The sequence below is a fragment of the Edaphobacter dinghuensis genome (assembly GCF_014640335.1).
Classification (GTDB): Bacteria; Acidobacteriota; Terriglobia; order Terriglobales; family Acidobacteriaceae; genus Edaphobacter; species Edaphobacter dinghuensis.
The window spans coordinates 820,200-840,675 of record NZ_BMGT01000001.1; the positions used below are offsets into that span (position 1 = coordinate 820,200).

Consider the following 20,476-nt stretch of genomic DNA (forward strand, 5'->3'; position numbering starts at 1 on the left):
GCAGGGATGGCTGTTTTCGTGGGATTTCGGCTTGTGCTGGTGTACATCGGCGGCTTCGCCGCTCTAGTCTGGACGAATGAGTACGAGAGACAGAGAGATCCGCGTTGGGTTGATCGGCTATGGCTATGCGGGCAGGACGTTTCATGCTCCGCTGATCGACGCGGTGGACAGGCTGCGGCTGACGGTGGTGGGATCGAGCCGGCGCGAGCAGGTGCAGGCGGCGCATCCGGGGGTTGTCGTCTGCTCGGCGATGGAGGCGGCGACGTATGCGGAGGTTGATCTGGTGGTGATCGCGAGCCCGAATGAGAGCCACCATGCACTGGCCGAGGCCGCATTGCGCGCTGGAAAGCATGTGGTGGTCGACAAACCCTTTACCGTGACGCTAAACGAGGCGCGGTCGCTGGCGGAGACGGCGCGGCAGCAGGGGCGCATCCTCTCGGTCTTTCATAACCGGCGATGGGAGAGCGAGGTCCGCGCGACGAAGGAGGTTCTGCAGAGCGGGGTGCTGGGCGAGGTGTCGCACTACGAGTGCCACATGGACCGCTTTCGCCCGGCGGTACGGCAGCGCTGGCGCGAGGACCCGGGGCCGGGCGCAGGGCTGTGGTTCGATCTTGGGCCGCACCTGATCGATCAGGCGTTGTATCTGTTCGGGCTTCCTGATTCGGTGAATGCGAGCTTTGCCACGCTGCGTGAGGGTGGGCTGACGGAGGACTGGGCGCATGTGCAGTTGAACTATAAGCGTCTGAGGGTCGTGCTTCATGCGTCGCTGCTGGTGGCGGGCGGCGGGCCGCGGTCGGTGCTGCATGGCACGCGGGGAAGTTGGGCGAAGTTCGGCGCCGACCTGCAGGAGCAGCAACTACAAAGCGGGATGTCGCCGAACGATCCGGCATTTGGTTATGATGCCAGTCCCGGCGTGGTGTTCGACGGCGCGAGCGGAACGCAGACCAAGGTGTCGTCGCCGAGGGGCGATCAGCGCGGGTTTTATGCTGCGATGCGCGATGCGATTCGCGGCGAAGGTGCGCCGCCGGTTTCTGTAAGAGATGCGGTTGCGGTGATGGCGATCCTTGAGGCTTCGTTTGCGTCGGGCGCGCAGGGAAGGGTGTTGCCGATTGCGCTGACGGCGGCGGAGCTTGCGTAGTGGAGAGAGCCTGTATTTTTCTTCGCTTAACTTTTACTGAACAAGGTTGAGATGCTCGGACTGGCTTACTACGACTGGTGACTCCGCGAAGACGACGCGGTTGCGGCCGGCGGCCTTGGCGCGATAGAGAGCGGCATCGGCCTTTTTGACGTAGAGATCGAGATCGACGGCCTCGCACGGAGGTTCGATGGTGATGGCGCCAAAGCTCAGTGAGACTGAGACCGCTCCTTCCTGGGTCAGGAAAGGGACGCGGCTGATCTCTTCGCGGATCTCATCGGCGCGCACCTCGAGGGAGGCGTGGTCGCAGCCGCTGAGCACGATGAGGAACTCTTCGCCGCCGAAACGGCCAACGCAGTCCTCGGGCCGCACCAGGTGGCGAAGGTAGGAGGAGACCTGCTGCAGAATCTCATCGCCGACGGGATGGCCGTAGGTGTCGTTAATGTTTTTGAAGTGGTCGATGTCGCAGACCAGCAGCGACAGTGGAATCTGGTGCCGGATGGAGCGGCTAAGCTCGGAGCGCAGCAGGGTGAGAATGCCGGCGCGGTTCCACAGCGAGGTGAGCGCGTCATGTGTCGCTTTGAAGCGCATCTCCTCGCGCGCCTCCACCAATTTGTCTTCAAGCTGGAGCACGCGGTGGCCGGTGTGCAGGCGAGCTTTCAGCTCGGCGGCGTGGCAGGGTTTGGTGAGGTAGTCATCGGCGCCTGCTTCGAGCCCGACGACGACGTCTTCGCTCGATTGCCGCGAGGTGAGCAGAAGGATGTAGACGTAGGCGTCCTCGTGCCTAGCGCGGACCTCGCGACAGACGCCGGGTCCGTCGAGCTCGGGCATCATCCAGTCGATCAGTGCGAGCCGCGGGCCGCCGGGGCTTGTGAGCGCCTGCGCGGCCTGCAAGCCGTCGGTGGCGGTGACGACCTCGTAGCCGTAGTTCTCGAGGGTCCGCTGCATCAGCCGGAGCGAAACCGGATCGTCATCTGCGAGCAGAATCTTCACCGGGTTGCCTCCATGCAGAGGCTGTCGAGGATCTCGAGGACGTGGTTCATCTCCTGCTCGAGCGCCTCGACTGTGGAAGCTGCCGCCTCGATGTTGCCGGAGCGGCCCATGGTCTCAAGCTCTCCGGCGAGACGGGAAGAGACGGGTGCGGAGAGGTTGCCCAGCGCGCCCTTGAGCGCGTGGCCTACGCGCTGCAAGGTAGCGGCATCGCCGTTCCGGGCGGCCGCGTGGAGGGCTTGCAACTGGGCAGGATAGTCTCTGCGGAAGAGCTCGAGCAGCTCGGCGAGGAAGGCGCGGTCGCCGTCGACGCGCTCGAGCAGCTCGTCGGTGGCGACAGAGGGCTCTTGTTTGGCGGCGTCAGGGGCAGCGGCGAAGTCGACGCGCTCGCGGATGACATAGGCGTCGAGCACCTCGTCGAGCTCCTGCTGGCGGATGGGCTTCGAGAGATAGCCGTCCATGCCGGCGTCGATACAGCGCTCGCGGTCGCCCTTCATGACCAGTGCGGTCATAGCGACGACGGGCTGGTGTTTGCCTGTGCTCCGTTCGCGTTCGCGCAGCAGACGGGTGGCCTCGAGACCGTCCATCTCGGGCATCTGGACATCCATCAGCACGAGATCAAAATCGCTCTTTTCGAGCGCGGCGAGCGCCTGCTTTCCGTTGTTGGCGAGAACGACCTGGTGGCCGCGCTTTTCGAGCAGGCGGATGGCGAGCTTCTGGTTGACGGGGTTGTCTTCGGCGAGAAGAACGTGAAGCGCCTTACGTGGGTCGCGATCTTCGTGCAGCGTGTTCTGCGTAATCATGGGAACGGCTCCAGTCTGTTCGATCGGGGTGAGTACGCGTGCGATGGCTTCGCGCAACTCGGCCTGACGGACGGGCTTGACGAGATAGGCGGAGATGCCCAGCTCTCCGCAACGGGCAGCGTCGCCGCGCTGCGCGCCGGAGGTGAGCATCATGATAGTCGAGGTGGAGAGCAGGGGTCTCTGCTTGATCTCCTGCACCAGGCCGAAGCCATCCATCTTGGGCATGTGCATATCGGTCAGGATGAGGCCGTAGGGCTCGTTGGCCTCGCGGGCGGCGGTCAGCGCGGCCAGTGCCTTGTCGGCGTCGGAGACGGCGGTGGCGTGCATGCCCCAGCGGCTGACCAGTCCTTCGAGGATGCGGCGGTTGGTGCGGTTGTCGTCGACGATCAGCACGCGGACGCCGGTCAACACCGTGGGAGTGGAGTCCGTCTCGACGACCGGAGCGCGCTCGACGACGGTGCCGAGGCGCGCGGTGAAGTGGAAGCGGGAGCCGACGCCCATCTCGCTTTCGACCCAGATGCGACCGCCCATCATCTCAATGAGTCGCTTGGAGATGGTGAGGCCGAGGCCGGTGCCGCCGAACTCGCGGGTGGTGGAGGTGTCGGCCTGGCTGAAAGAGTCGAAGATGGCGTTGAGCTTGTCGGTGGGGATGCCGACGCCGGTGTCGGAGACGATGAAGTGCAGGGTGATGAACTTTTCTTCGATCACCTCGGTCTGGACTTTGAGGCCGATCTCGCCCTCGAAGGTGAACTTGAGCGCGTTGCCGACGAGGTTGATCAGCACCTGGCGCAGACGGCCGGGATCGCCTGCAACGGTCTCGGGAATCTGCGGCGCGACCTCGCATAGCAGCTCGAGGTCCTTCTCGTCGGCCTTGAGGGCAAGCGACTTGAGCGCGCCTTCGATGCAGTCGCAGAGGTCGAAGTCGATCTCCTCGAGGTCGACCTTGCCGGCCTCGATCTTGGAGAAGTCGAGGATGTCGTTGATGACGTTGAGCAGGGAATCTGCGGAGAGCTTGACGGTCTCGAGGTAGTCGCGCTGCTCGCGGGTCAGCTCTGTCTCGAGCGCAAGGTCGGTCATGCCGATGATGCCGTTGAGCGGCGTGCGGATCTCGTGGCTCATGTTGGCGAGAAACTCGCTCTTAGCCTGGCTGCCTGCCTCGGCGGTGCGTGCCTTCTCGCGTTCCTCGGTCATCTGTGCCATCAGGCGATAGCGCTCCCTGCTCATCTCCAGTTCCTTGGCGTTGAGCGAGAAGCGGCGGTCGAGCATGGAGGCCAGGAAGGATATAGTCAGGATCGTAAGCGTCACCAGGCCGATGCCGATCAGGCCCAGCTCGGACATGTTGACGGCGTGCTTCAGCTCGGACGCGGGCAGGGGCGCAGGCATAAAGCTGACAGCGGCCATGCCGACGTAGTGCATGACAGGAATCGCGAGGCCCATCACGATGGCGGCCCCGGACTTGCGCCAGCTCCAGGTCGACATCTGATCGCGCAGGCCGAAGGTCAGCAGCATAGCCACAAACGAGATGACCACCGCGAGCACAACGGAGAGAGTGACCAGCCCGGCGGAGTAGGTGCACATCGCAGGCAGGCGCATCGCCTCCATGCCGATGTAGTGCATCCCGGCGATGGCGGTGCCCATCAACAGGCTGCCTACAATGGCCGACGTCATCGTCATGGTCTTGCGGCTTACGACAAACAGGGCGATGCCCGAGGCCACAAAGGCGGCCAGCATGGAGAGCAGGACGGTTGGCCAGTCGTAACGAACGTCTACCGGCAGGCGGAGCGCCTCCATGCCGACGTAGTGCATCGACCAGATGCCAAGGCCCATGGCGAAAGCGCCTCCGGTCAGCCAGAGGAAGCGAGCAACTCCGCGCGCAGCCGTAACGCGGCCCGCGAGATCGAGTGCCGCGTAGGCTGCCAGGATTGCGATGAGGACGGAGACGACTACAAGGCGGGTGTCGTAAAAACCTACGAGCAAGGGTGGGTGGGGGTTCATCGAGTACCTTCAGGTAAATCCAATACGCCTGAAGTTAACACCTTGGCGAGTTCAATGATGTAGCACTTTTGAGCTACGGTTTATATCGCTATGCGACTCAAAACATGGTGTTTTGTGAGATTTGGGGTCGTGCGGTGACGGGTGCTCCATGTCCCGCTTTTGGGACATGGAACACCCGTCTTTCTCAATACAGCGTCAGCCGCGACGGCGGGCTGAAGGTGCGGGCGGAGGGTAGTTGGACTTGTGGCGGATCTTCTCTCCGGTTTTGGGCAGGGTCTCGACTACGGCTTCGATCTCGATGCGGGCGGGGCGATGGGCTGCTACGGCTTCTGCGATGGCGTACTTCAACGGCTCGATGCCTTCGCCGGTGACGGCGGAGATGGCAAAGAAGGGCAGCTTGCGCCGCTTGGCCATCGCGGTGAGCTTTTTGAGCTTGTCGGGGTTGGCCACGTCGCACTTGGTGGCGACGACGATGGTGGGTCGCGTGGCGAGTGAGGGGTCGAAGCTGCGCAGCTCTTCGGTGATGACCTTGAAGTCGGCTACGGCGTCGGGGCGGGCGGTGCCTTCGGTGGCGCCGGAATCGGAGACGTCGACAAGGTGAACGATGACGCTGGTGCGCTCGATGTGCTTAAGGAACTGGATACCGAGGCCGTGGCCCAGATGCGCACCTTCGATGAGGCCGGGGAGGTCGGCGATGGTGAAGGACTCGGTGTGGGGGAACTCGCCGACCTGCACGACGCCGAGGTTGGGCTGGAGCGTGGTGAAGGCGTAGTTGGCGATCTTGGGCTTGGCGGCAGAGAGGCGCGAGATTAGCGTGGATTTGCCCACGTTGGGGTAGCCGACCAGACCGGCATCGGCGAGCAGGCGCAGTTCGAGGCGGTAGTTGCGCGCCTCGCCGGGGCGGCCCAGCTCGTGCTCGCGCGGGGCCTGATGGGTGCTGGTGGCGAAGTGCTGGTTGCCGCGACCGCCGCGACCGCCGCGGGCGATGACGATAGTCTCGTCGGGACGGGCGAAGTCGTGGACGAGCTCGCCGGTGTCGTCGTCGTAGAGGAGCGTGCCGACGGGGACTTTGAGGACGAGGTGCTCGGCGGACTGGCCGGAGCAGTTGGAGCCCATACCGTGCTCGCCGCGCTTGGACTTGTGCTCGGGGTTGAAGCGGAAGTGGACGAGGGTGTTGTGGCTGAGGGACGAGGACATGAGGATGTCGCCGCCATGGCCGCCGTCGCCGCCGGAGGGGCCTCCGCGGGGAACGAACTTTTCGCGGCGGAAGGCCATGCAGCCGTTGCCGCCGTCGCCGGCCTTGATTCGGATTCGTGCTTCATCGATAAACATTGGTCAATATTTAGTGTACTAGGGTGGGTGGGAGCGGCCTGTGGTTGGTGTGGTGACTCTGGCAAAGGCGAAATACAGAGGGCTCTCCACTGCGCTTGCACCCCAACGAGCAAGCTCGTCGAGGACCCCGCTAGCTTCGGTCGAGATGACGTGCGGTAGTGAGAAGGCGACGTGATGTTTAAAACGGCGACCTATAATTTTGTGGGTTTCTTCGGGAGAGATGATGGATCGTCGTAAGTTTATTGCTCTGATGTCTTCGGGTGTTGCGGCTGCTCCGGTGGCTTCGTTTGCGGCGCCTGCGAGTGAGGCTGCGGCTGATATGAAGACGGGTGCGCCGCGGCGACGTCCGAATGTGATCTTCATGATCTGCGACGACCTTGGCTATGGCGATCCCGGCTGCTATGGCTCGAAGCTGCCTACGCCCAATCTCGACAGTATGGCTGCGCATGGGCTGAGGTTCACGCACTTTAATGCAGGGCATCCTATCTGCTCGGCTTCGCGGTCGGCGGTGATGACCGGGCGCTATGGCCAGCGCACGGGGACGACGGGAGCTTTTGGACCGTATACGCCCGGCGCGAAGGCAGAGGGAACGGCGCTCGATGAGACGTTTCTCTCGAACCTGTTTCATGATGGTGGCTACAGGACGAAGGCGATCGGCAAGTGGCATCTGGGACAGGCTATGGAGTATCTGCCGACGAGCCGCGGCTTCGACTCGTTCTACGGCGTGCCTTACAGCGACGACATGAATCCGCTGCCGCTGATGCGGGATACAGAGATTCTTGAGCAGAACACCGATCGCGATCTGCTGACGCCGCGCTATACCGAGGAGGCGGTGAAGTTTATCGGCGAGCAGAACGGTGAGCATCCGTTCTTCCTCTATCTGGCGTTCTCTTATCCGCACGATCCGGCGCGGGCGTCCGAGCGGTTTCGCGGCAAGACCGGCTTTGGAGACTTTGGTGATGCGGTGGCCGAGATCGACTGGAGCGTGGGCGAGGTTGTGCGCGCGGTCGAAGAGAAGGGGCTCGGCGGCGATACGCTGATCTGCTTCACCAGCGACCATGGGCCGTGGTATCAGGGCAGTCCGGGGCTGCTGCGCGGGCGCAAGGCTTCGACGTTCGAGGGCGGGTTTCGCGTGCCGTTTCTGGCGATATGGCCGGGTGTGATTGCGTCGGGCAAGGTGGTGGAGACGTGGTGCTCGAACCTTGATGTGCTGCCTACGATGGCTTCGCTGTGCAAGCTGAAGTTGCCGCAGAAGCCGTTGGATGGCGTGGATATGTCGAAGGTGCTGCTGGGGCATGAGGGTGAGTTGAAGCGCAGGCCGCTGATCTATTTCAGCGCGATGGGCAATGGCGGGAACGATGTCCACTGCATTCGCAAGGAGTCGTGGAAGCTGCGCGTGGCGCAGGGCGTCAAGGGCGAGATCTACATCAACGACAGGACGACCGGAGCGCGGGGGAGTGCGTGGTTGCAGCATCCGGAGTTGTATGACCTGTCGCGCGATCCGGCGGAGAGCTGCGATGTGGCGAAGGTTCACCCGGAGCTGGTGGCGGAGTTGATGCAGGAGCTGGAGGCGCAGATGCCTTCGTTTCCTCCGCACGTGGTCGAGGCATATGCGAAGTTGAAGGAGAACAAGGGCGACATCACCACGCCGCCGGGGGCTTCGCCGAGGCCGTTCGGCGCGCCGGTGCCCCCATGGGCGTGGGAGCCGGAGAACCTGCGGCCGTAGTGGCGAGGTCGAAGGCGAAATACAGGGGTCTCTCCACTACGGCGGCAAAACGCCGCCTCCGGTCGAGATGACGTGCGTTTGGGGCTGGGTTGGGGGAAAGCAGGTCCTCCGCTTCGCGAAGGATGACAAGTTAATTGCTGCGTTGCTTGAGTTGCTCTACTTCGGCTGGCCGACGAGGCGGAAGTCTTCCTGCTCTTCGCCGTTGGGCTGGTCCCATCCACCGGGAGGTTGGACGGTTTGGTCTACCTCTTTCGGACCCCATGTCTGCGGCTCGTAGGTGTAGACGGGGGTCTCTGCCTTGAGCATGGGATCGACGATACGCCATGCCTCTTCGACGTAGTCCTGCCGGGCGAAGAGCGTGGCGTCGCCGGCCATGGCGTCGCCGAGGACACGCTCATAGGCCTCCATTTCGTTGGGGCGGGGATGGCGGCTGGCCACCAGTTCGACGGCGGCGCGGCTGCCGGTGCCGGTGGGCGATACCACGGAGACTGCCATGGCAACCGTCACCTCAGGGCTGATGCGGAAGCGCATGTAGTTCTGCGGCGTGCCTGGCTCGGTGATGTTGGTGGTGGGCGGTTTGCGGAAGCGCGCCATCACCTCCATGCAGGTGACAGGCATGTTTTTTCCGGCGCGGATGTAGAAGGGCACGCCGTCCCAGCGCCACGACTTGATCTCCAGCTTCAGTGCGGCAAAGGTCTCGACCTTCGAGTTGGGGGCTACGCCTTTTTCGTTGAGGTAACCGTTGAACTGGCCGCGGATGAGGTTCTTCGGGTCGATGGCCGGGATAGCCTTGAGCACCTTGACCTTCTCGTCGCGCATGGATTCGCTATCACTGCGCGCGGGGCACTCCATGGCGAGATTACACATGACCTGAAAGATGTGGTTCTGCACGACGTCGCGGATGGCGCCGGTCTGGTCGTAGAACGCGCCTCGGCCCTGGATGCCGAAGTTCTCGGCCATGGTGAGCTGGACGCTCTCGATGTAGTTGCGATTCCAGAGCGGTTCGAGGAAAGAATTGGAGAAGCGGAAGGAGACCATGTTGTGCACCGGCCCCTTGGCGAGATAGTGGTCGATGCGGAAGATGGAGGTCTCCGGAAAGGCCGAGAGCAGGATGCGGTTCAACTCCTGCGCCGAGGCGAGGTCATGGCCGAAGGGCTTTTCGACGATGATGCGCGCGTCTTTGCCGCAGCCCGATTTCACTAATTGCTCCACCACTTTTTCAAAGAGCGAGGGAGGGATGGCGAGATAGTGCGCGGGGCATTGAGCGGAGCCGAGTTCTTTGCGCACGGCGGTGAAGGTGGCTAGGTCGGCATAGTCGCCATCGACGTAGCGCAGCAGGCCGCTGAGCTTCTGCCACGCATCGGCGTCAAGGCCGCCGTGCTGTTCGAGGCTGTCCTTTGCACGGGCCTTGAGCTGATCGAGGTTCCATCCGGCCTTGGCGACGCCGATGACGGGGACGTTGAGTGTGCCGCGTTTGACCATCGATTGCAGCGCCGGAAAGATCTTCTTGTATGCCAGATCGCCAGTGGCGCCGAAGAAGACAAGCGCGTCGGAGTGCTGTGGAGCCATATTCTTTTGATCTCACTCTCTTAGGTTGCAGGTTATTTTGCGGCTGGCTTTTCCAAGTGACCGCCGAACTCGTAACGCATCGCCGAGAGAAGCTTATCGGAGAAGTCCGCCTGTCCGCGAGAGCTGAAGCGCTCGTACAGAGCGGTGGTGAGCACGGGAGCGGGCACGGCCTCGTCGATGGCGGCTTTGATGGTCCAGCGGCCTTCGCCGGAGTCGGAGACGCGGCCGCCGAACTTCGACAGTGCGGGGTCTTCGGTCAGTGCAGCCGCAGTGAGGTCGAGCAGCCACGAGGCGATGACGCTGCCGCGCCGCCAGACTTCGGTGACCTCGGTGAGGTTGAAGTCGAACTGGTAGTTTTCGGGGTCGCGCAGCGGCGTGGTCTCGGCGTCGACCTCTCCGGTCTGCTTGCCGATGTTGGCGCCCTTGAGGACGCCGAGGCCTTCGGCGTAGGCGGCCATGATGCCGTACTCGATGCCGTTGTGCACCATCTTGACGAAGTGGCCGCCACCGTTAGCGCCGCAGTGGAGATAGCCTTGCTCGGCGGTGCCGCCGATCTTATCGAAGCCGGGGGTGCGGGGAATGTCGCCGATGCCGGGGGCGATGGATTTGAAGATAGGATCGAGGTGCTTCACGGCGTCGTCAGGGCCGCCGATCATCATGCAATAGCCACGATCGAGTCCCCAGACGCCGCCGCTGGTGCCTACATCGACATAGTTAATGCCTTTGGGGGCGAGCGCTTTGGCGCGGCGAATGTCGTCGATGTAGTAGGAGTTGCCGCCGTCGATCAGGATGTCGCCGGATTCGAGATGGGGAGCGATTTTGTCGATCGTCTCTTCGACGAAGCCGGCCGGAATCATCAGCCAGATAGCGCGGGGCTTGGCGAGCTTGCTGACGAGGTCAGCTAGTGAAGAGGAACCGGTGACTCCTTTTTCCTTGGCCAGCTCGTCGACGGCTTTGGGCGACATGTCGAAGACGACACATTCGTGGTCCTGGCGTATCAGCCGCCGGACCATGTTGGCACCCATTCTTCCCAGTCCTACCATTCCAAGCTGCATACCGCCCCCTTTGCGAATTGTTTGTCGAAGCGTCTTCGGCGCTCGGCTGAAGACGCTCAATAGACTACTCTCCCTGCAACATATGGAAGTGACAGAGGATGAGGATACTGCGGGTACACAACAAGTAGGATGCAGCGAGATGGGAAAGGGTGAGATGAGGAGCGTTCGACAGATTATCGGGGCGGCGGTGCTTTTGCCGGTTGCATGATCAGTTTCGGCTCCGGTGTAGGCACGTCGGAGGCGGCGTCGATCGTCTTGCGGTCGACATCGACGGAGCCGATGCGGCCGCCGACCAGCGAGCCGACCACCAGACGCACCGATCGGGTGCGTCTGGGAATACGGAGGGCCATCGTAAGGTGGCCCTGGACCTTCTCCAGATGATCGGAGTCCTGCGAAGCGTTGATCAGCGTGAGCGCCTCGGTCTTCGAGGCCAGTATGTCGTGTCGTGCAGAGAGGCTCGCTGCGGCGAATCCTATATCGACCGTGCTTTTTCCATCGTTTCGGGGCTTCCATCCGATGTCTTTTGTATTTACGGCGACGGTGATCTCGGCGGAGTTAGTGTCGCGATGACGCACGACCTTCTGCACGGTTAAGCCGAGGCTCGAGAAGGGCACGTCGGCCTGCGCGGCTTCGGCGATATGGTAGAGCGCATCGAAGCGAGGATCGGATGGCTGCCCCTTATCGGGTGCAAAGTAGCCTGCCTTGGTGAGGACGTGCAGGGCGGGGTTGCGCATGGTGACGCGTACGCGGAGAAACTTTCCGTTTGCGATGTTTTCAGGCGGCTGGTAGGTGAGCGTGTAGTAGTGCGAGCCGAGCTCGATGGAGGTGCGGATGAGCTGGTCGAGGTCATTGCGGTTGTAGAAGAGCTGGCCGCCGGTCTCGTTTACAAAGACCCCGAAGTTGACGTCGCCAGAGAAGGGATCGTCATCGCCGATGGGAAGCTCGGCTGAGATGACGCTGGTCGGCCTGCCGAGGGGATTGGCGACCTCCAGCCCCGGATAGATGAGAAAGAGGCTCATGCGCGAGTTCACCAGCATGTTGGCGGTCTGGTGGATGTAGGTGGTGACCTTGTCGGCGGTGATGTCGTCGAGCAGCGAGGTATAGAGGCTGGGGCCGCCGTGTCCGATCCACACGATGTTCTTTCGTCCGGGGACGCCGCTGTTCTCGAGCGCGATCTGGCGCAGGCCGTCGATCGACTGAACAAAGCGCTCGGCGAAGAAGGAGCGGGTGTCCTTATAGGGAATCACGGAGGGAAGGTGGTCGACGGCGGAGAGCAGCTCTTGTTTGTTGCGGGTGTAGCCCTGCACCATCTCGAGCGATTCGTTGCCCAGCACCATGACCTCTGCGGGGGCATCCAGCTCGAGAGGCTGGTTTGCCAGGTACTTGTCCATGCAGTACCGGATGTAGGCGAGCTGCTCGAAGGTGGAGTTTAGCCGGTCGAGCACAAAGATGGTGACGGGGGCCTTGCTCGCGGAGCTGTCGGCGGTGATGATATGGGCGTCGGGAGCCTCGAAGGAGAAGATCTTCTGCGGCTTTTTATCCTGCGTGATGGTGAAGTCGTTCTGGGTGAGGCCACTCACGACGGGATGGCCTTTTGCGTCGAGGACGGTGACGTCGAGAAACACAAGCTGCGAAGTGACGTGAAGAGTAGAAACGTCGCTGGCCGGAGGCTGATTTGATGAGGGAGCGCTTTGAGCCTCTGCCGCTTGAAAGACCAGAGCGCTCAACAGCAGGGCTCCCGAGAGAACTGCACGCGCCGATAGCATGGAAGACCCTCGCGTTAAAGGTACTCCTGTACAGGGGTGAGCGTCATGCTAAAGCAAGAAGAGCCGTGAAGGGGGCTAATTCATGTGCTGGACGGGGACGTTGTCGGGGATCTTCAGGTCGAACTGGTCGTTGTCCATCTGCTGGTTCAGCGTCAGCTTAGTGATGCTGACAGTCAGGCTGTACTGGTCCAGTGGCCGGGTGATGACGATCTTCGATGGGAAGGAGATGTCGCCGTACTTCTGGTAGTTGCTGTAGACCGCCTGGGTGACGATCTTGCCGTCGGCGTCGTAGATATCCTGCTGGAAGGGCTCCAGATCGATGCGGCTGATATGGATGACGCGGTGCGTGTGTGCCGTCTGGCCCTGAGGCTGCGAGAGGATCTGCAACTCGTAATCGGGCTCTTCGATCAGATCTTTTTTCTTCTTCGCGTCCTGCACGATGCGAATGTCGGTGGTGAGCGAGGCGATCTCGTCGGGATCGAGGCCGCGGATAAACAGAGAGTTGAAGAAGACGGCGGGACGAAGGTTCTCAAAGCCGTTCTTTGAGGGGGTGGTCACCTGACTGGTGCCGTCCATGGCGCGGTTCCGGGGGGGAATCCATAGCTTCCAGGTCTTCCCGTCGCTTACCATGTCCATCGCCTGGTTGCGCAGAACGGGGACCAGCAGGATGACCCGCAGGTCTTCGGGCTTGCGCATGAAGATGTAGCCGCTGAAGCTGGGGTACTCGGTGACATGGCCCTGAAGGGAGCCGCCGGTGGTTGCGGTGATCTCGACTGAGGCTTTGAAGGTGTTAATGGCGTCGTACTGGGTATTGATCTGATGGACGAGTTGATCGAGCGAGGTGCCGATCACCATCTCAGCGAGGTGTGTGCGAGGCACGATGCGGGTATGAGTCAGACAGCCGGTCAAGGCTGGAACCAGGCTGATCAATCCCACCGCAACTGCTTTTTTAAAACTCATGGGCACAAACTTCAAGTATATCTATCCGCGAACGCCGCCACGCAGAAGAGGGAGGTATCTATACGTATGCGTGAGGTTGGAGTTTTTTCTCTGCTTCAGCAAATTGGATGTCGGCAGGCGGGGCTGCGTTTCTTTTTTTGTGGGGTGGGAGGATATCGGCAAAAAGATCGGCTGCGGATTTTTAGCTGTGAGATGTGAGAAAAGTAGCAATCATTCACGTTATCTCGACCGGAGCACAGCATAGTAGAGAGACCCTGTATTTGCCTTTGTATTGCCTGCTGAGCTTCAGGGAGTTTGGGCCTTTTGCGCCTTGCGGTAGGCCTGGACCTGGGCTGCGTGCTCTTTGAGATCGGTAGAGAAGCGGCTGTGGCCGGCGGCGTCACTGACAAAGTAAAGATAGTCGGTCTTTGCCGGAGCCATGGCCGCCCGCAGCGATGCCATGCCGGGGTTGCAGATGGGGCCGGGCGGCAGGCCGCTGTGCTTGTAGGTGTTGTAGGGCGAGTCGGCCTGCAGGTCGGAGGCGTGAATGACACCGGTCCAGCGTCCGTTGAGCAGGGCGGCGTAGATGATGGTGGGGTCCGTGGCCAGCGGCATTCCCTGGGCAAGGCGGTTGACGAAGACTCCGGCCACGAGTGGGCGTTCGGAGTCCTGATTGACCTCTTTTTCGACCAGCGATGCCATGATGACCGTCTGGCGGATGTCTCCACTGAGGCCCAGTTCAGCGGCGGCTCGGCGGAAGCGATGCACCATGACGGTGAGGATCTGTACCGGCGTGGCGTGGCGGGAGAAGGAATAGGTGTCGGGAAAAAGGAAGCCTTCGAGTGACGAGGGCGGCGCGCCGGTTTGTAAGGACACGCCCGACTGGGGCAGCCAGTCGATCAGCTCGATGTGCTGGCGCTCGGCGGCGAGAAAGGCGTCGCGCGATCCCAGCCCGGCGTCGGCAACGGCCTGGGCGATGTCGAAGATGTTATAGCCCTCGGGAATTTTGAGGCTGACGGTGTAGACGTCTCCGCGGACGATGCGAGCATAGACCTCGGTCATGGGTGCGGCATGGTCGAAGCGGTACTCGCCCGCCTTGAGCGTGCCGTGCTTTCTGAGGTGCAGAAAATCGAAGGCGTAGCGGTTGCGGATGATGCCGTTCTTTTGAAGTTGTGCCGCGATGGCCGGCGTGCCGGTGCCGGGCGCTATATCGACGAAGGTCTCGGTCTGCGGGCCGAAGGGGACGTAGATCACGTAGCCCGCGATACCCGCGGCGATAAGAGCCAGCAGCAACAGCGTTCCCAGAAACTTCAAGCCTGCGACCTCCGGCGATGCGTTTAGCGCATCGTGTTTGGACTATTTTACGGGTGGATGTCTGCTGCAGGATGAAAGGTGGGGAGGCCCCGGCATTTTGGGTCTGCTGAGATTTTTACTATGGTGACAAAAGTTGCTTTGCACCCGAACGAACAGGTGTGCTTGCCGGGGCATGATATGCAGTTGGAGTTGGGCTTGTCGTTGCGTTAGGCACTGCATCAGGTCCTTGGAGGGGCCAGCATCGTATAATGGTCTTTTGATTTTCTAACCCGCTGACGCAATCATGTTGCGAATTTGCCAGCGCGACCCGGAAGGCCCCATGCCAGAACAAGTAAAGAAACGGCTCGAAGAAGAGATCAAGCAGCTTGAGTACGAGCTCACGACTGAGCTTCCAGCCGAGATCAAGAAGGCGGTTGCGCTGGGCGATCTGAGCGAAAACGCCGAGTACCACATGGCCAAGCAGCGGCAGGTCTTCGTCAACGCGCGCCTGGGTCAGCTCAAGAAGCGGATGGGTGAGCTGGCCATGGTCAACCTCGTCAATATTCCTAAGGACAAGGTCGGCTTCGGCGCTTCGGTAACGGTCTTCGACTCGAGCAAGAACGAAGAGATTCAGTACAAGCTGGTCACCAGCGAAGAGTCCGATGTGGCGCAGGGGCTGATCTCGACGACCTCGCCGATCGGCCGCGCGTTGCTGGGCAAAAAGGTCGGCGATGTGGCCACCGTCGTGACGCCGAACGGCAAACGCGAGCTGGAGATTCTGAAGCTGGTCACCATTCACGATAGCGCTGAGTAGGCCAGCCGGGCAGCCGGTTTTATCTTCGATGTAGAGCAGTCTTTTGGGAGGCAAGTTTTTGACCTGGACAAGTGCATTCGGCAAAGGCAGCGGCTGGTTGCTGCAGAAGATTGTCAACGGTCTTGCACTGACTCGGATCTCGCCCAACGCGCTTACCTTCATCGGGCTTTGCATCAATATTGTTGCGGCACTCTTCTTCGGCTTCGCCCGCGTTCGCAACGCCGACCGCATGTTTCTTTATGCGGGGCTGATCATCATCGGGGCGGGTATCTTCGACATGGTGGACGGCCGGGTGGCGCGGCAGACCAATCAGGTTTCGGTCTTCGGCGCGTTCTTCGATTCGGTGATCGACCGCTACTCCGACGTTGTGATCTTCTTCGGCCTGCTGGTCTTCTATGCGCGCGGCAACCGCCTGTTCTACGTCGGGCTGGTGGCCTTTGTGATGACGGCGTCGCTGATGGTGAGCTACACACGCGCGCGCGCCGAGGCGCTGATCGGAAGCTGCAAGGTCGGATTCATGGAGCGGCCCGAACGCATCGTCTGCGTGATTCTGGGTGCACTGTTCAACCACTGGGGCGTGATGGCCGCCGCGCTTTGGGTGCTCGCCTTCTTCTCGACGACGACGGTGATCCACCGCATTCGCTACACGTACCTCGAAACAGAACGCCGCAAGCTGATGCCGACCTCGTAGCCGTGTCTCCCAACCCACGATGAAGCGACTGAAAGCCGTCCTCGCTGTTGCTCTTGCAGTTTGTCTGGCGGTGTTTGTCGTGCTCACGCTGCGGTGGCCGTTCGTCTATGACGCGGCGCTGATTCGCTATGTGAACTTCCTGATGGCGCACGATTTTGCGCCGTACCGCGATATTCAGGACTACAACCTTCCCGGCTCGTACTTCTTTGACTGGCTGGTGACGCATACGCTGGGCGTCTCCGCGCTGGCGTGGAGAGTGTATGACCTGCTGCTGCTGACGGTGGCGGGCATTGCCATGTACCGGATTGCGCGTCCCTGGAGCCGGTTCGCGGGCTTCTTCGCGGCGATGCTGTTTGTCTGCTTTCATGCGCGCGATGGCGCAGGTCAGTCGGGCCAGCGCGACCTGCTGATTACAGCGCTGGTACTGGTCGCTGTGGCGCTGGCTGCCTATGGAGACAAGCGGCGGACGTTGCGTTTTTTTCTGTTCGGGCTTTGCATTGGTCTGGCAGCGGCGGTCAAGCCTACGGCGGTGGTTGCGTTGCCGCTGCTTTGGTTGGCTCCAGATGCTGAAACGCCGATATCACTGCGAAGACCGTGGCGTTCCATCGGCGTTGTTCTCAGTGGATTTTTGATCGCGCCGTTGGCTGCGCTTCTGTGGCTATGGCGAATGCACGCCGTGGCAGCGTTCTGGCGGACGCTTACCGTCTACGTTCCCTTCCACGCGCATATGGGCCATTTGGGGTTCTGGCCTCTGGCCACTCACTGCATCACGGCTTCGCATGGAACGCTGCTGCTGCTTGCGCTGGTGCTTGCGTTTAACGATCCTGAGCGCGAGCTGCGCAGGCTGCGGATTCTGCTGGGCGCGGGCATGGTGTATGGCCTGATCTCTTACTTTGTGCAGGCGAAGGGATACCCCGACCATCGCTATCCTTTTGCGGCTTTTCTGTTTTTGTTCGCAGCGGTTGAGTTTACTCATGCGCTGCGCTCGCCGGGTTATCGCAGATGTCTGGGTGTAGTTGGGCTTCTGTTCGGCACGGTGCTCTCCGGGCTTTCACTCAAGCGAGCGCTGCGCGAACACTGGTCCGGTGAACAGGTCACCGCGTTGGCAAACGACTTGAATGCGCTGGGCGATAATGCGCTCTCCGGCAAAGTGCAGTGTCTGGATACGGTCGACGGATGCATCGAGACGTTATATGACATGCGGCTGGTGCAGAGCACAGGGTTTGTCTATGACGAATTTTTATTGACTGCACCGAATGAGATGACGGCGCGAGAGGCTAACGTGCAGACGGCATTGCGCGAAGAGTTTCTTAGTAAGATTCAAGCCAATCCGCCGCAGGTAATCGTAGTAACGCCGCGGCTGTTTCCTGCAGGGCCGTATCACTATGCCAAACTCGATCGCTGGCCGCAACTGGCAGCGCTTCTTGGCGACTGCTACCGCTTGCAGAACGAGCGCGACTTCCCTGCCGGGCGCAGTTATCATAGAGATGGATATCGGCTCTATCTACGTATATCTACGGCAGCCTGCCTGCACGAATAAGGACAGTACAAGACTTGGCCACTAGGCTCGCCCCTCATTAAATTATCCAGATAAATCATTGCGATCGTTCGCTCCAGACATGTTCTATTCGGCATCCCACAACCTGGGGGCCAGAACGGTGTCTTATCGAGAGACAGCAGAATCGCGCAACCGGAAAGGTGTGGATGAAACAGATACGAATGGCTCTGATGGTGTTGATGGCGCTGGTTGCAGTGGCGGGCGGAGTGCGTGCCCATGCCGATGCAGCGCTGTTGATGGAAGAGCCATATGGCACCTTTGGAGCCATCAATCCGACCGGGCATGCGGCGATCTATCTGAACCACATCTGCGCGGAGACCCCGACGCAGCTGCGTGCGTGTCGTCCCGGCGAGTTTGGCGTCGTCATCAGCCGCTACCACAGGGTCGCGGGCTACGATTGGCTGGCGATTCCGCTGGTCCCCTATCTCTACGCTGTGGACCGGGTCGAGGACATACCGGCGACGGCAGATCCGGAGCTGGAGGCAAAGCTGCGCGATGCATACCGGCGCAGGCATCTGCTCGATATCATTCCCGATGTCAGCGAGGGAGAAGACGCAGGCGAAGCTCCCAAGGGAGACTGGATTCAATTGATCGGCGCATCGTACGACCGCAAGATCTACGGCTTTCAGGTAGAGACGACGCGCGAGGCGGATGCGCGCTTTATCGCGGAGTTCAACGACAACCGCAACGTTAGCCACTTCAATCTCTTCTTTCACAACTGCGCCGACTTTTCGCGGACGCTGCTGAACGTCTACTATCCGCATTCGATTCATCGCAACTTCTTTATCGACCTCGGCATCACGACACCCAAGCAGGTGGCACGCTCGCTGACCAAGTATGCGAAGCGGCACCCGGAGCTGGACTTTTCGACCTTCGTAATTCCGCAGGTGCCGGGTGACATTCACCGCAGCCATCCGATTAATGGTGTGGTGGAGTCGCTGGTGAAGTCGAAGAAGTACGTGGTGCCGCTGTTTGTGCTGAGCCCGCAGATCACGGCGGGAATGATCGTCGCTTATCTGGCGGATGGCCGCTTCAAGGCTCCGAAGGATTCGCCGCGTGAGCTGCTGCCGGGAGATATTCAGAGCATTGGCGCAACGCAGGCCGGCACTGTCGATGAATCGACGAGATCCGTGCAGCAGGCCTCAGAGGGCCAGCCGCAACTGCATCATCATGATTCGGCTCCTTCTGATCCTTCCACGCCGACTCTCTCTTCTCCGATAGCACCGGGCGGCGTTCCGGCTGAATAGGCGCGCGGCTTTAGTCCACGTTTAATCCTGCATCGGCGTCGAGCACCAGCATCGTGCCTTCGACAAACAGAGAGTGCAGCTTCAACGAGCTGAGTGTAAAGGCGTAGCCCGTGGTCTGGGTCGATTGGCTAAGGAGTTGGCGCATCAGAGTCGCGGCGTTTACCTTCATCTGATCCGGAAGCTTGCGGTCGAGGAAAGGTATCAGAAGAAAGTTCAACTCCTTCGATTCGCTGAGGTGCTCGATGTGGGCGTCGCGAAAGCCGATGCTCTCTTCCTGCGCCTCCGGGATCATGGAGACGTCTGCCTCGGTATCCATGGACACGCCGATACAGACGCCGTGGACCGAGGTGCCGAGTTTGGCGCGTGCATGGACGTGGACGACGATGCGGTCTTGCGCGAAGGTGACATGCGGCGAGTCGGCATAGACGTAGCAGGCTGATTTGATGTTGCCGCGCATGTAGTAGCGGCCCTCGGGGCCATTGAATAACTGTGCACGCAGCGTGCGTTCGAGCGCCTGCGACGAGATCTTGACCTCGATGGCGGATGCGGCGCGCGTGACGCCGAGCAGCAGAGCACAGAGGAGCAGAAGACCGACCGGGATGCGGCGCACCATGCTTCCAGCATAAAGCCATGGGCGGGGTGAGCGGACATCGATAGCCGGTTCGCGGTATGCTTCGAGGTGCGTTCTTGTCCCGCTCCGGCGGGCGATCTACTTTCAGGAGATTCAATGAAACGGCGTGAATTTTTGACCTCGTCGCTTGCCGCATCCACCCTTGCACTCACGAATCAGGCAAAATCGCAGGCACAGTCATCGGCTGCTGCCGGTCCTCGCGAGTACTATCACCTGCGCAAGTACCATATGCAGACCGGGCCGCAGACGAAGTTGACCGATAACTTTGTGGGCGACGCGTTGATTCCTGCGCTGAACCGGCTGGGCATAGCGCCGGTGGGTGCATTTCATCTCGACCTGGGGCCGGAGACGCCAACGCTGTATGTGCTGATGCCTTCGACCAATCTTGAAACTCTGGTGAACATCGATCACAAGCTCGTCGAGGACGAGGTTTTTATGAAGGCAGCGGAGCCGTTCTGGAGCGCACCTGCCACGGCTCCCGCGTTCATTCGTACGGAGAGCACACTGCTCAGCGCCTTTCCCGGCCATCCCAAGCTGACTCCTCCGCCCTCGACGGCGCAGCACGGCAAGCGCGTCTTCCAGCTTCGTACCTACGAGAGCCCCAGCTTTGCCGACCACGTTCGCAAGGTGGAGATGTTCCATAAAGGAGAGTTCGAGTACTTCCAGAATGCGGGCTTCGACCAGGTGTTTTATGGCGATACGCTGATTGGGCAGCGAATGCCTAACCTGACCTACATGCTCAGCTATCCGGAGCTGTCGGACCTGACCGAGAAGTGGAAGGCATTCGGCGCCGATCCGGGTTGGAAGAAGCTGTCGAGCGATCCGCGCTACGCGTTTGAGCAGATCGTGAGCAACATCTCGAACCTGATTCTCAGCCCGGCACCGTACTCGCAGATTTAATCGCGGCAAAGAGAGAACAACGAAAGGCAATT

Annotated in this window: 16 protein-coding genes; 7 read left to right on the forward strand and 9 right to left on the reverse strand. The window is 61.0% G+C overall.

Going from position 1 to position 20,476, the window contains the following annotated elements; translation table 11 throughout:
* Positions 1–76: 76 nt before the first annotated feature.
* Positions 77–1,138: an oxidoreductase gene (locus IEW09_RS03290; protein ID WP_188552703.1), complete on the forward strand. Its 1,062-nt coding sequence runs from the start codon at positions 77–79 to the stop codon at positions 1,136–1,138.
* Between the two features lie 33 nt (positions 1,139–1,171).
* Here the strand turns inward: IEW09_RS03290 and IEW09_RS03295 are convergent, their stop codons facing one another.
* From IEW09_RS03295 to obgE, 3 genes are all read right to left on the reverse strand, one after another.
* Positions 1,172–2,128, reverse strand: coding sequence for a GGDEF domain-containing response regulator (locus IEW09_RS03295; RefSeq protein WP_188552704.1), 957 nt, complete (start codon positions 2,126–2,128; stop codon positions 1,172–1,174).
* On the reverse strand, positions 2,125–4,923 hold the full coding sequence (locus IEW09_RS03300) for a response regulator (RefSeq protein WP_188552705.1): 2,799 nt from the start codon (positions 4,921–4,923) through the stop codon (positions 2,125–2,127). Before IEW09_RS03300 ends, IEW09_RS03295 begins: the two co-directional genes overlap by 4 nt.
* A 195-nt stretch (positions 4,924–5,118) precedes the next feature.
* Entirely contained in the window at positions 5,119–6,255 is a 1,137-nt protein-coding gene (gene obgE, locus IEW09_RS03305; RefSeq protein ID WP_188552706.1) for a GTPase ObgE, read from the reverse strand.
* A gap of 223 nt (positions 6,256–6,478) precedes the next feature.
* Between obgE and IEW09_RS03310 the strand changes: the two genes are divergently transcribed.
* Positions 6,479–7,981, forward strand: coding sequence for a sulfatase-like hydrolase/transferase (locus IEW09_RS03310; RefSeq protein WP_188552707.1), 1,503 nt, complete (start codon positions 6,479–6,481; stop codon positions 7,979–7,981).
* 156 nt (positions 7,982–8,137) lie between these two features.
* On the opposite strand, the gene zwf is transcribed toward IEW09_RS03310, so the two are convergent.
* The 5 genes from zwf to mltG form a co-directional block, all read right to left on the reverse strand.
* A complete protein-coding gene (gene zwf / locus IEW09_RS03315) occupies positions 8,138–9,550 on the reverse strand; it encodes a glucose-6-phosphate dehydrogenase (protein ID WP_188552708.1) in 1,413 nt (470 codons plus the stop codon).
* Positions 9,551–9,582: 32 nt separating this feature from the next.
* On the reverse strand, positions 9,583–10,605 hold the full coding sequence (gene gnd, locus IEW09_RS03320; RefSeq protein ID WP_188552709.1) for a phosphogluconate dehydrogenase (NAD(+)-dependent, decarboxylating): 1,023 nt from the start codon (positions 10,603–10,605) through the stop codon (positions 9,583–9,585).
* 173 nt (positions 10,606–10,778) lie between these two features.
* Positions 10,779–12,371 (reverse strand): VWA domain-containing protein, encoded by a 1,593-nt coding sequence (locus IEW09_RS03325; protein WP_188552710.1) that lies wholly within the window; start codon positions 12,369–12,371, stop codon positions 10,779–10,781.
* A 75-nt stretch (positions 12,372–12,446) separates the two neighbouring features.
* A complete protein-coding gene (locus IEW09_RS03330) occupies positions 12,447–13,331 on the reverse strand; it encodes a DUF4292 domain-containing protein (RefSeq protein WP_188552711.1) in 885 nt (294 codons plus the stop codon).
* 285 nt (positions 13,332–13,616) lie between these two features.
* Positions 13,617–14,624 (reverse strand): endolytic transglycosylase MltG, encoded by a 1,008-nt coding sequence (mltG, locus tag IEW09_RS03335; RefSeq protein WP_188552712.1) that lies wholly within the window; start codon positions 14,622–14,624, stop codon positions 13,617–13,619.
* Between the two features lie 319 nt (positions 14,625–14,943).
* On the opposite strand from mltG, the gene IEW09_RS03340 reads away from it, so the two are divergent.
* From IEW09_RS03340 to IEW09_RS03355, 4 genes are all read left to right on the forward strand, one after another.
* Entirely contained in the window at positions 14,944–15,417 is a 474-nt protein-coding gene (locus tag IEW09_RS03340) for a GreA/GreB family elongation factor (RefSeq protein ID WP_188552713.1), read from the forward strand.
* Positions 15,418–15,475: 58 nt separating this feature from the next.
* Positions 15,476–16,108: a CDP-alcohol phosphatidyltransferase family protein gene (locus tag IEW09_RS03345; protein ID WP_188552714.1), complete on the forward strand. Its 633-nt coding sequence runs from the start codon at positions 15,476–15,478 to the stop codon at positions 16,106–16,108.
* Between the two features lie 19 nt (positions 16,109–16,127).
* Positions 16,128–17,648, forward strand: a complete 1,521-nt coding sequence (locus IEW09_RS03350) for an ArnT family glycosyltransferase (RefSeq protein WP_188552715.1) — start codon at positions 16,128–16,130, stop codon at positions 17,646–17,648.
* A gap of 164 nt (positions 17,649–17,812) precedes the next feature.
* Entirely contained in the window at positions 17,813–18,913 is a 1,101-nt protein-coding gene (locus IEW09_RS03355) for a hypothetical protein (RefSeq protein ID WP_188552716.1), read from the forward strand.
* Positions 18,914–18,923: 10 nt separating this feature from the next.
* Here the strand turns inward: IEW09_RS03355 and IEW09_RS03360 are convergent, their stop codons facing one another.
* Positions 18,924–19,526, reverse strand: coding sequence for a hypothetical protein (locus tag IEW09_RS03360; RefSeq protein ID WP_188552717.1), 603 nt, complete (start codon positions 19,524–19,526; stop codon positions 18,924–18,926).
* 114 nt (positions 19,527–19,640) lie between these two features.
* Between IEW09_RS03360 and IEW09_RS03365 the strand changes: the two genes are divergently transcribed.
* The gene (locus tag IEW09_RS03365; RefSeq protein WP_188552718.1) at positions 19,641–20,444 is read left to right on the forward strand and encodes an NIPSNAP family protein; all 804 of its coding nucleotides are present in this window, start codon (positions 19,641–19,643) and stop codon (positions 20,442–20,444) included.
* Positions 20,445–20,476: the final 32 nt, after the last annotated feature.